9 protein-coding genes are annotated in these 11,016 nt (G+C 51.5%); 5 read left to right on the top strand and 4 right to left on the bottom strand.

Features of this window, described 5'->3' with window-relative positions:
- Positions 1-225: 225 nt before the first annotated feature.
- Positions 226-702 (bottom strand): nucleoside deaminase, encoded by a 477-nt coding sequence (locus tag ACR0JW_RS23470; RefSeq protein ID WP_170682871.1) that lies wholly within the window; start codon positions 700-702, stop codon positions 226-228.
- 248 nt (positions 703-950) lie between these two features.
- Between ACR0JW_RS23470 and ACR0JW_RS23475 the strand changes: the two genes are divergently transcribed.
- Together ACR0JW_RS23475 and ACR0JW_RS23480 are read left to right on the top strand one after the other, a co-directional pair.
- Positions 951-1,937 carry a M14 family metallopeptidase gene (locus ACR0JW_RS23475; RefSeq protein WP_170682870.1) on the top strand — a complete coding sequence of 329 codons (987 nt, stop codon included), beginning with the start codon at positions 951-953 and terminating at the stop codon, positions 1,935-1,937.
- A gap of 590 nt (positions 1,938-2,527) precedes the next feature.
- Positions 2,528-3,964, top strand: coding sequence for a hypothetical protein (locus ACR0JW_RS23480; protein ID WP_480714578.1), 1,437 nt, complete (start codon positions 2,528-2,530; stop codon positions 3,962-3,964).
- Positions 3,965-4,157: 193 nt separating this feature from the next.
- Here the strand turns inward: ACR0JW_RS23480 and ACR0JW_RS23485 are convergent, their stop codons facing one another.
- The 3 genes from ACR0JW_RS23485 to ACR0JW_RS23495 all read right to left on the bottom strand — a co-directional run bounded on the left by ACR0JW_RS23485 (position 4,158) and on the right by ACR0JW_RS23495 (position 8,536).
- Positions 4,158-5,813 (bottom strand): adenylate/guanylate cyclase domain-containing protein, encoded by a 1,656-nt coding sequence (locus tag ACR0JW_RS23485; RefSeq protein WP_480714579.1) that lies wholly within the window; start codon positions 5,811-5,813, stop codon positions 4,158-4,160.
- 853 nt (positions 5,814-6,666) lie between these two features.
- Positions 6,667-8,133 carry a SpoIIE family protein phosphatase gene (locus tag ACR0JW_RS23490; protein WP_170808463.1) on the bottom strand — a complete coding sequence of 489 codons (1,467 nt, stop codon included), beginning with the start codon at positions 8,131-8,133 and terminating at the stop codon, positions 6,667-6,669.
- Between the two features lie 25 nt (positions 8,134-8,158).
- Positions 8,159-8,536, bottom strand: a complete 378-nt coding sequence (locus tag ACR0JW_RS23495) for a hypothetical protein (protein ID WP_170614900.1) — start codon at positions 8,534-8,536, stop codon at positions 8,159-8,161.
- Between the two features lie 120 nt (positions 8,537-8,656).
- Between ACR0JW_RS23495 and ACR0JW_RS23500 the strand changes: the two genes are divergently transcribed.
- From ACR0JW_RS23500 to ACR0JW_RS23510, 3 genes are read left to right on the top strand one after another with little or no spacing between them, the layout of a single operon-like run.
- A complete protein-coding gene (locus tag ACR0JW_RS23500; protein ID WP_170682835.1) occupies positions 8,657-9,211 on the top strand; it encodes a SiaB family protein kinase in 555 nt (184 codons plus the stop codon).
- A 9-nt stretch (positions 9,212-9,220) separates the two neighbouring features.
- Positions 9,221-9,610, top strand: coding sequence for a DUF1987 domain-containing protein (locus tag ACR0JW_RS23505; protein WP_170682834.1), 390 nt, complete (start codon positions 9,221-9,223; stop codon positions 9,608-9,610).
- Positions 9,607-10,662, top strand: coding sequence for an adenylate/guanylate cyclase domain-containing protein (locus ACR0JW_RS23510; RefSeq protein ID WP_170682833.1), 1,056 nt, complete (start codon positions 9,607-9,609; stop codon positions 10,660-10,662). Before ACR0JW_RS23505 ends, ACR0JW_RS23510 begins: the two co-directional genes overlap by 4 nt.
- Positions 10,663-11,016: the final 354 nt, after the last annotated feature.

Genomic DNA, 11,016 nt, shown 5'->3' on the forward strand with positions numbered 1-11,016 from the left:
GTGGTTGGCTGACTATGTCGTCAACCGAAGACCACCTTCATAGACAGAACCCTCGGCGGCCCTCAGCGGGTTGCCGGGGGATCTCTGCTTTATTTTCTTTTTTTGCCGAAGTCGATGTTGGTCGTAGGTGGCGGAATGACCGTAATGCGGACGTAGTGGACGTTGTTCCGGGACGCCCCACCTTTTTGATTTTCAGCTTTTTTACTTTGATTGGAAGATGGCCTTCTATTGCCAAAAGCCCCTGTGCCCCTCGGCAACTTCATCCTCGATTTCAGAGAAGGGCCCACGGGTTTCAACGTGGCGCTGACCGACGCTGAAGACGGCCTCACAGGGCATATCCAGTGTCAGGTTTTCCTGATTGTCACCGGTCAAGATGGCCAAACGCTTTTCTGTCATTCCATAGACGACTGTTCCGATCCCCGCCCAATAGCAAGCTCCCGCGCACATGCAGCAAGGTTCTACCGAAGTATATAGTGTACATTTTTCAAGGAATTCAGAATCATAAAGACGGCTCGCCTCTCGTGCGACATTCAATTCGGCGTGGCCTACCCCCTTATAATCTTTGTAGCTGTTGCCGGAGCGGATGAGGACATCTCCGTTGGGATCAACCAGTGTCGCACCGAAAGGGTGATTGCCAGCCTGACGACTTTCTTTTGCAATCCGGATTGTCTCGCGTAAGTGCTGAAGGTCGAGTTCTCTCATATCGGTCTCCTGCGGATTGATTATCAACAGCGAAGATTTCTATTCGTGCCGCAATGTCAGTATAATCGTACTTATTATCGGGCCTCTACGGGCAGAGTGACTAACTGTTTCGCTATGGGCTCAGTGCGGTCATCCAGAAGACTCTTTTTAACGACCGGTGTACGGACAAGCCCGACGTTCGCGCTTCGGGCATCCCGGCAAGAAAATGTATTCAATAGTTGTCTGAGCACGAGTTATGATCGGCCATTATGGACATCGATTATATCACGATAGAGTCGGACACACCCGGGCAAACGCTTTCACTACGTATCGTCAAGTTCCAAGGCTCAGAGGGTAACCCGTCCGTTTACATACAGGCCGCACTTCACGCCAATGAGATGCCAGGCGTTGTCGCAATTGACCGGCTGATCCCTCGCATTGCGGAAGCCGAAGGAAGTGGGCGCTTGGCCGGAAACGTTACGCTGGTACCCTACGCCAACCCGATTGGACTTGCTCAAGGCGTGTACGGAGAAACACTGGGACGCTTTGACCTCAACGGCAGAGTTAATTTCAACCGATCATTTCCAACCGGGACGTTGGAGGAAATGTCGTGCAAGCCCGCTGCTGATCGCCTGAAAGCAACCCTGATTGAAATGGCCGTAGCAGCGGATGTCGTGCTGGACCTTCATTGCGATGATGAGGGACCGATTTATCTTTACGTTCCTGAGCGTCAGCTGGACGAAGGTCTCCGCCTTGCCCGGGCAATGCAGGCGAGCGTTATTCTGACTGACGCCAATGATGATCCCGTTTCCTTCGATCTCGCCGTAGGGAGGCGATGGGCAGCAGAAAACCGCGAGGAAGACAAACGTTTCGCAGCGACAATAGAACTACGTGGAATGATGGATGTTACACCTGAATTGGCCCACCAGGACGCAGACGGTATTTACAGGTATTTGGTCGAACTTGGGGCCATTGTCGATGAGATTGCTGACATCAATCCAAATGACCCGATTGTCGGTGATGTTGATGAAGCTGTTCTAATCTCGACGCCGGAGGCTGGTGCTGTTCTTTACGACGTTGATGTCGGTGATTGGGTCAAGGAAGGACAGCGACTTGCGGTAGTCGTCTCCGAACCAAGTACGAAAGTTCAAGAAATATTATCTCCTTTCGACGGGCAGGTAATCACACGGCGAGATCGACGGTTTGTTCGTGTGGGAGACGATGTCATCAAGGTTCTGCGTCATCCACTACCTTAGACCTTCGGTTTCTGTTGAAGATTGATGCACAAGAAGGGCTACCATCAGTCATTCGCAGCACTAGGATCGAACGTCCACCCCCCCGAACCGCCAGCACCGGCGACCACCGTCAGCACCCGGGCTAGTCGTCAGCGGTCCAGGTTGGCGGTCTCGTAAGCTATCCCCAAAGCGCCAGTGAGCGGTCTCTCCAGCGGTCAGAAATGCCCCGTGCTGACCCGCTGACGCTCCATTCCGCCCGTCGCTTCACCCTCGAATTGCCCCCGAAACCGCCCCAGTTCCGGCCACCGTTCGGAAAAGTTGATAGGTTTCATGGGTCGGCAAGGTTTCCTACCACCCCAGCCAGTTCATCGGAACATCGAGACGTACACACCCGTGGCACCCGTTTGCTACCGAAAATGCCCTCGTTTATGCCCCAGTGGTTTCGGGTGTTCTTTCGACCCAGCTGCACCCAGACTACCCCTGTCACCCAACCTCTAGCAGGGGTTCTATGGGGGTGGGGAATAGGTATAAGTAATGAATAGAAATCGGAGGATAGAGAGACCCGAGTATCCTCCTTCCTGATCCATAATACACAGAGGGAGGAGGAGGTTATGGGGGAGATAGAGAACCCATGGCACTCGCGGCCGATCGACGTTCACCGCTGGTCGGACCATCCGGAGGTGGCAGAGTTGGTCGACCGCATCTGGGACGGCTACCTGCCGAGCGATAAGACCTCCGGACCGAAGCCGAAGACTGCATTCAGACATCAACTCCGAGTGCTGGTTCTGGACCTGTATGTTGCTTGGCTGGAAGACCCGGAACTGTCTATCGGCGTCTCCATGTCCTCGAACTACTGGGACACGTCTTCTCGCTATAATGCGATCCATATATCCAAGAAGATCATCCCGATCATTCACACCCTGATTGAGGCAGGACTATTGGATGTTGCCAAGGGCAGCTACTCGGGTCCTCTGGCCCGGGGGAACAGAACGACGAGGATACGAGCCTCCGAGGTGCTGCAGGGATGGTTCGCCGAAGTGGCAATCCGACGAGATGACGTTGGTCGGGTCGAAGGTGAAGAAATCATCATCCTCAGAGGCGACAAAGCAGAGGCACTGGTCGAGTACGAGGATACCGACGAGATCATTAGAATGCGGGCTGAGCTTGAGCGCTATAACCAAGTTATTGGTGGCGCTTTCATTGATATCCCTGTTTTGGATGAACCAAGGGTCGATGATGTCACCACCGATCATCATCATAAGTTCACCCGCAGGATATTCAGCCGTTCGAACTTCAACCTGAATGGGCGCTTTCATGGTGGTTGGTGGCAACAGATCAATAGTGACTGGAGGTCGAAGATCTTCATCAATGATACGCCAGTCGTCGAAGTGGACTTCCGCAGTCTCCATGTCTCGTTGCTCAGCCTTCGAGCAGGAAAAGAACTTGATGGCGATCCCTATGAATTGCCCGACATACTGGGTGCATGGCTGCCTTCAGTGCTGCAGCGTCAATTTATCAAGCGGCTTGTACTGACAGCGATCAACGCCGGTTCCAGGGATGCCGCCTTCCGGGCGTTTCGTGATGGCTTTCCGACCGGCCACGCAGGCAAGACGCTGACGAACGAGCAACTGGATGCACTACTGGCTGGCTTCCTGGAAAAGACCCCTCACATCAGGGAATTTCTGTTCGCGGATCAAGGTATTCAGTTGATGAACCTTGATAGTCAGATAGCGGAGCGCGTCCATCGGCACTTCTGCAATCGGGCCGTTCCAGTCCTATCCGTGCATGACAGTTTTATTGTCGATTACACCCGCGTGGGGGAGCTGAAGCGGGTGATGGCCGAGGCGTCTACTGGAGTAGCTGGTGCACCGTTACCCACATCGAACAAGTTCTACGGGCTGGACGAACAACCCGACTCGAACGCTGACCACGTCAAAGACTACATCATCTGGCGGCAGACGGCCCGGTCAGAGGGGTATCTTCAACGGCTGGCGGAGCATGAAGAACGGACTGGGCGGGAGGTGGTGCCGTTCGAAGCTCAAAATTGATGCCGCAGAAACAAGTGGGCCGAGCTATCGGACAGACGAAGGGTTGAATTGTGGATAAATCAGTTTCTAACACTCCGTGAAGTCACAGGAAGCTATTGCTGTGCTCATTCAGTTCTTTCATCTTCAATTTTGTGACCTGACGTTCACTTGGAGCGGTGCGAAGCTAAAGCCTTTGCAAAAACGCTACGGATACTCATTTTGGCAACCCTGCTTTTAACCAACCTTCGCGCCAACTATCTGCACAGGATGGAACAGTGAATATTGGCATTTGTGTCTGCGCTGAGGCTGCAGTCAGGCCCGGGCGCAACGTCTGAAGGTCCGCTACCGCTTTGCGAGCTGCAGCATCATCGGTGAGGTGTCCCAAAGCAGCAATCAGCATGAGATGGCTCATTACGAAGTTTGAGCGTACAGATAAAGCTTCTCGGCAAGCCTTAGCCGATTCTTCATAACGCCCAAGGTGAAAAAGCGCGCTAGCCTGAGCAAGGTAAGCAGCGTGGCGCAATGGATCGTGAGGGCTGAGCTCAACAGATTGAACCGCGTGACTTAGTGCTTCCTCTGGACGATCAAGAAGAAAAAGGTTGATGGAGCCCAGCATATGGACCGTTGCGGCATTTGGATTTTGCTCAAGAGCTTGTTTGAAAGCAACCCGCGCGCGTGGCAGGTCTCGCGCCAGCATAGAGATTGAATGCGCAGCGTACGCCAACGCGATGCCGTCTGCACGATCGCTCAACAGAACCCGCTCGGCTGCCTTAATAGCCTCTTTCGGCCCTTCACCAATTGGCTCAAGCCCTTGAACCATTCGTTGAATATGCAACCAAGCCAACAGCCCTGACGCGGATGCGTATTCTGGATCACGCCTCAATGCGAGGTTTGTCAGACGTATGGCCTCTCGATTGTCTTGATCCGTTAAAAGATGGAAATGCGATTGTGCTCGAAGATATAGTTCATAAGCTTCCAAATTTTCCGTAGGTTTTGCCCGCGCTCGGTTAGTTTCGGCGTGCCTTAAAGACGGTTCAATCGCGGTTACGACCTCCAGCGTTACTTTGTCTTGAAGGTCAAAAATATCATCAAGCACGCCGTCGAAGCGGTCTGCCCAGAGATGACTGCCGTCTTCCGCATCAATCAACTGCCCTGTAATGCGGACTCGTTGAGCTGCTCGTCTGACTGAACCCTCGAGAACGTAGCGCACTCCAAGAATGCGACCCACTTCGCGTATGTCCGTGCTTTTTCCTTTGAATGTAAAAGATGAATTTCTTGCCACGACCATCAGCCAACGGAAACGAGACAACTCTGTGATAATGTCTTCGGTGATGCCGTCCGCAAAAAACTCCTGTTCGGGATCACCAGACATATTGTCGAATGGCAGCACTGCAATCCCGGGTCTGACATCTGCCTTTTCTGACAGATTGGCAAAAGTGCCCTTTGGCCAGCACCAAACACCAATGCGGCGCGTGATGTTTTTGAGTTCTGTCTGCTCACCGCCATCGAATTTGGATGCGTCACCTCGGTCAAGACTGTTGTGAGATGTGTCCGATATCAAAACCTGATCCGGTTCGGCTAGCGCTTCGAGACGAGCGGCGACATTTATTCCGTCACCAAAAATGTCATCGCCTTCTGTAACGACCTCGCCAGTATGAATGCCAATTCGAAGCTTGATGCTCTCTGGTTTCTGCGCTGACTGTAATGCAATAGCGCAATCTGCAGCGTCTGATGTGGACTTAAACTCGGCAATCCAACCGTCGCCCAAGCTTTTGATCAATGTCCCCCTGTGGGCTTGCAGCAGCGACTGAAGTGTATCTTCACGGAATGATCTAAGCGCAGCAATCGTACCTTCACGGTCATGATCCATCAGTGCTGAATATCCGACGATGTCCGCCGCAAGCACTGTGGTAAGCCGTCTGTCCATTCGTTCCCCCGTTTTGAGGAACTTAGCGCGACACTCAACTTCTGTCAGCCCGACAACTTTGCTTTTGAGCGTTAATCCCTAAGTCCCAAACTGCTCTCAAAATCCATTCCATGCTGGAGATCATGCCAGATGCGGTCGATCAACTCTGCCACCTCCGGATGGTCCGACCAGCGGTGAACGTCGATCGGCCGCGAGTGCCATGGGTTCTCTATCTCCCCCATAACCTCCTCCTCCCTCTGTGTATTATGGATCAGGAAGGAGGATACTCGGGTCTCTCTATCCTCCGATTTCTATTCATTACTTATACCTATTCCCCACCCCCATAGAACCCCTGCTAGAGGTTGGGTGACAGGGGTAGTCTGGGTGCAGCTGGGTCGAAAGAACACCCGAAACCACTGGGGCATAAACGAGGGCATTTTCGGTAGCAAACGGGTGCCACGGGTGTGTACGTCTCGATGTTCCGATGAACTGGCTGGGGTGGTAGGAATCCTTGCCCACCGATGATTGTTATCGGCTTTTCAGCGAAGCCCGAGAAACTGGGGCGGTTTCGGGGGCATTTCGAGGGAGAGCTCGGGGCATTCTCGACCGCTAGAGAGACCGCTCACTGGCACTGGCGGAACCGCTGACGAGTCGTTCCAGGGGCTGACGGGGGTCGCTGGTGCTGGCGGCTTACACTATAAAAAAACCGACTTTTCCTCTCTCACCCGCAGGCCAAGCTATCCTTTTTCGTAAGAACTTGGGCAGACCACAGTTTTTTCCCATAAGCAGCTACCCTGCTCACCTCATAAAAAGCACCCTAACTTGTATCTTGCAACGGACGAAAAGCAATCACCGTCAAATCATCCATGCGCTCTTCATTCTTTCTGTAATCTTGGAAAGCATCTTCGATGGCCGCCAAAAGCTCTTCCGAGTTCGACCAACTGTCTTGCTTAACTATCGACATTAATCTTTGAACTCCAAAGGCTAAGCGCTTTTCGCCACCCAATTGGTCGATCAGGCCATCGGTAGAGATAATCAGATCAACAATTTGATCTAAGTGGATTACGTGCTCAATAAATTTTGGCCCTCTTGGGGTGTCCGCATACCCAATACTTTGTTTATCACCTCGGATGCGATCAACGTTGGCCACCGACTTAACCAACAAAGACATATGTGCCCCTGCGAACTTGGCTATCCCTTTGCTTGAGTCGATCTGGCAAATTGCTGCGTCCATACCGTCGTTTGAAGTCGAGTTTTCAGTGTCCTGGTTTAGGAGGGTGCGAGTTAAATCGCTCAGTTTCGATAAGGCCGAAGCGGGGCTGAGCCTGTCGTTTTCATAGTAAAGCCGCTCGAGAGTAGCGATCGCCAGCATGGTCATGAAGCCTCCTGGTACGCCGTGACCGGTACAGTCAATTACGGCAAGCGTCGAAATCTGTCCTTCCGACCTGATCCAGTAGATGTCCCCACCGACCAAGTCGCGAGGCTCCCATTTGACCGCAAAATCGGCGAAGGCGCTCTGACACTGACTTGCAGTAGGCAACAACCCCTGCTGAATTCGCGTGGCATAGTTTACACTGTCGACGATCTGATGGTGCGCTTCACGGATCGCGTTGACGCGTTCGACCTCCCGCTCCAGCATTGAGTTGTAGCTTTGAACAACTTTACCAATCTCATCTTCTGATTGGTACGGGACCCTCTGTGGATCATCGTATAGTTCGAACTTTTCAATAGCTTTCAACATTTGACCGAGAGGTCTGTTGATAAGCCATAAAAATGCAGCAGCACCTGCTAATATCAGCGCAAGGCCTCCGAGAATTCCCAAAAGAACCACAACTCCAACTTCAGTCTGCAACTCATTGTTCAGAATCTCCTGATCAATTCGTGCCAACATCATTGTCGACCCTGCTGCTGTCGGGACGGAAACGACGATATCCAAACCGGTTTTTTTTATCCTGTCACAACCTATGGCAGGCCAGGAGGCCAAGGTTTTGGAGCCTTCCTCCAGCTTTTGTTCGGCGCAAATTACATAAGGAAAACCAGAATAGACGGCCAGCAGGCTCGTCGCTTGTGTAAAGTTTCGTGCTTCAACCAACTCAGCTAGCGGCCTCGCAATGCGGTTTGCAATCGTTGCCATTTCCGCTGCGACCTGGTCCGTTTGAGCTTGTCTTTTGAAGTCATAATAAAAAAGAAGCACCACGGCATTAAATACACCCCCGATCAAGAGGGTCGCGAGAATGTGCTTTAGGAAGATGCGGCGACTTAAGAAGGCCCTGAGACTACGCACTAAACGCCTCTACAGTGTTTGGCATCTAGTTCCCGATGTTCTTCATAGCGGCCTGAAGAGCACCACGATTATTGACGATCATCTGAACAACCTTGTAGTCCCCGGAAATTTCCCGCACCAGAAAGTCTGCGGTCACGGTGTCGCCACCTTCGGTTATCATTTCAGAGCAGACGAAGTAGTCGCTTCCTGCCGGAATAACCATGGGGTGAACATTTGCAGGGTATACAGTTTCAATCGCATTGGTTGTTGTGTCCAGATAAGTGTAAGCACCATCGACCATCACGCCATCGACATGCGCAATCATGGCGGATTGGAGCTTTGCTTTCACCTCGGTCGGAATGTCGGCCGCTACAGCCGGTCCTGACGAAAGTATAAGGGCGACCACACATATTAGCCTAATCATGCTAACCTCCCCGCTGATAAGCCTGCACAATTGATACCCTAAAAATGCATAAATGTGTATCTTATGATATCAAGACCTGGATTGAACTTGGTGCCGTCCAAGCATGATCAAGGAGAACAGATGCTTGCCAGCGAAGTCTACGAACTACGTGCTAACCTGCGAAAACAGGGCGTTGTTTTCGCCTACAGCGGTTATGTAACCGAGAGCATTCTTAGCGGCGTCGGTGATGCGTTAAAGCAGAAGTTGGTATCTGAAGATGCGGACACCAAAACGCTTCGCAGTGTATTCGCAGTTTTTGTAGAGCAGATGCAGAATATCATCAGATATTCCGTTGAAAAGTTGCCTGCTGACGGTGAAACAGCGGTACTGGACATAAGTTACGGCATACTGACCATCGGAAACGAAGCTGGCAGCTATGTCGTTCACGCGGGAAACCTGATCCTGTTGAACGATGTCGACACTATGCGGAACCGGCTATCAGAGCTCCGCGATATGAACCGGGAAGAGCTAAAGGTCGCATACAAGGACCAACTACGAGCCGAAGCCGAGAGTGTCAGCAACAGTGCGGGTATAGGGTTAATTGAAATTGCGCGTCGAGCGTCAAAGCCAATCGAGTTCGATTTTATGCGAGTTGATGACCAGCACGCATTCTTCGCGCTCAAAGCCACGGTTTAAGAGGGTAGAATGCAGAACATTAAGATCCCGGCGACAAACCGCACTCCGGCCGTGGCATTTGATTTTGATGCTGGTCACCTCAGGCTTATTGGAGAATCCTATCCAGAGGATGTTACGACCTTTTTTAATCCATTGTTTGATTCCCTAAAAAACTGGCTTTCCGAAGGTTCAAATACCGCCTGTCGTTTTGACTTTGAACTTATCTATTTCAACTCCTCCAGCGCTAAAGCCATCATGATGATAATGGAGCTTTTGGATTCCGCTGCAGAAATGGGAATGAAAGTCGAAGTTTGCTGGTTTCATGATCCTGAAGACGAAACCATGGAAGAGCTTGGCGAGGAGTTCGGAGAAGATCTTAAACACGCCAAGTTTTCGCTAAAAAAGTTGTCTGATCAATGACTATCGACGATCTTTTTGCCAAGGAGAGAGAAGCGTTGGAAGTCGCGGAAGCAACTTTGAGCAGCGGACAATTCCCAAATGAAGAGACGCGAAACTCAATAAAGAACCTCGTTGAAGAATACAGGAAACTGCTTCGGACAACACGACGAATGATGCGGTTGAGTGATCGTAATGAGCGGGAACTGAATGCATTGGCTGAAAAGCAGCGCATTGCGGCCGAAGAGGTAAACCGAAAAAACCAAGAGCTTGAAGCGTTGTCAGGGAAGCTTGCTAAGTACTTATCACCGCAAGTTTACAAATCGATCTTTTCCGGGCGCCAGGAAGTCAAACTCGCCAGCAAACGAAAAAAGCTGAGTGTGTTCTTCTCGGATGTGGCTGGATTCACGGAACTTACGGATCAGATGGAGTCTGAAGACTTAACGGAACTTCTGAACAGTTACCTGACCGAAATGGCAGCAGTCGCTTTGAGCTACGGCGCGACGATAGACAAGTTTATCGGTGACGCGATCCTTGTCTTCTTTGGTGACCCGGAGAGTAAAGGAGTGCGCGAAGATGCTTTGGCTTGCGTGAGAATGGCAATTGCGATGCGAGACAAGTTGGCTGAGTTGCAGGCGGAATGGAGGAGGCAAGGAATAAGACAACAACTACAATGCCGTATTGGCATCAATACAGGCTTCTGCACGGTTGGAAATTTTGGAAGTGACGACCGTATGGATTACACCATCATTGGTGGTGCCGTGAACGTAGCCTCAAGGTTAGAGCATCAGGCAGAGGAAGGAGAGATTTACATCTCTTACGAAACCCGGGCGCACGTAAACCACGAAATAGATACCGAAGAGGTCGGTGCAATCCAAGTCAAGGGCGTGGCTCAACCCGTAATGACCTACCGCGTCCTGGGTCAAAAAAGATCGAGACCCCGCCCAGAAAAAGTCACTCATGAAAAGCCAAACTTTCGATTGGTTTTTGACCCGAACTTAATGACGTCAGAAGAACGGGCTGAGAACTCAGAAATCCTAAAGTCAGCGCTTGAATCTCTCCGTAAAAAAACTTGAGATTTGAAGGGCCAACGACTAGTGAACTTGGTTAACTTACCGCAATTGATCAGGGTCTCGGCTATTTATTAGACACTGTTACCTGGGTGCGCACAGCCTTCATTCCGCCACCTTCAACCAACATCGACTTCGGCAAAAAGAAAGCAAAGTGAGCACCCCCGGCAACCCGCAATGGGCCGCCGAGGGTAAGTTTTCAGGGTGTTCTTCGGTTGACGACATAGTCAGCCAGCCATTGCCAGTAGGCTTCAGCGTCACGGAAACCCTGAGCACGCGCCGCCAGATCCTCCGCTGCTTTACGGGTGCAGCCACCATCGTATTCAGCAATGGCAGCCCGCTCCTCGAACGCATCAATGT

The sequence above is a fragment of the Ruegeria sp. BG6 genome (genome assembly GCF_056538465.1).

Excerpts from the sequence above, each read along its gene's own strand:
- ACR0JW_RS23470 (WP_170682871.1), bottom strand. The coding sequence starts at position 702 with ATGAGAGAACTCGACCTTCAGCACTTACGCGAGACAATCCGGATTGCA.
- ACR0JW_RS23475 (WP_170682870.1), top strand. The coding sequence starts at position 951 with ATGGACATCGATTATATCACGATAGAGTCGGACACACCCGGGCAAACG.
- ACR0JW_RS23480 (WP_480714578.1), top strand. The coding sequence starts at position 2,528 with ATGGGGGAGATAGAGAACCCATGGCACTCGCGGCCGATCGACGTTCAC.
- ACR0JW_RS23485 (WP_480714579.1), bottom strand. The coding sequence starts at position 5,813 with ATGGATCATGACCGTGAAGGTACGATTGCTGCGCTTAGATCATTCCGT.
- ACR0JW_RS23495 (WP_170614900.1), bottom strand. The coding sequence starts at position 8,536 with ATGATTAGGCTAATATGTGTGGTCGCCCTTATACTTTCGTCAGGACCG.
- ACR0JW_RS23500 (WP_170682835.1), top strand. The coding sequence starts at position 8,657 with ATGCTTGCCAGCGAAGTCTACGAACTACGTGCTAACCTGCGAAAACAG.
- ACR0JW_RS23505 (WP_170682834.1), top strand. The coding sequence starts at position 9,221 with ATGCAGAACATTAAGATCCCGGCGACAAACCGCACTCCGGCCGTGGCA.
- ACR0JW_RS23510 (WP_170682833.1), top strand. The coding sequence starts at position 9,607 with ATGACTATCGACGATCTTTTTGCCAAGGAGAGAGAAGCGTTGGAAGTC.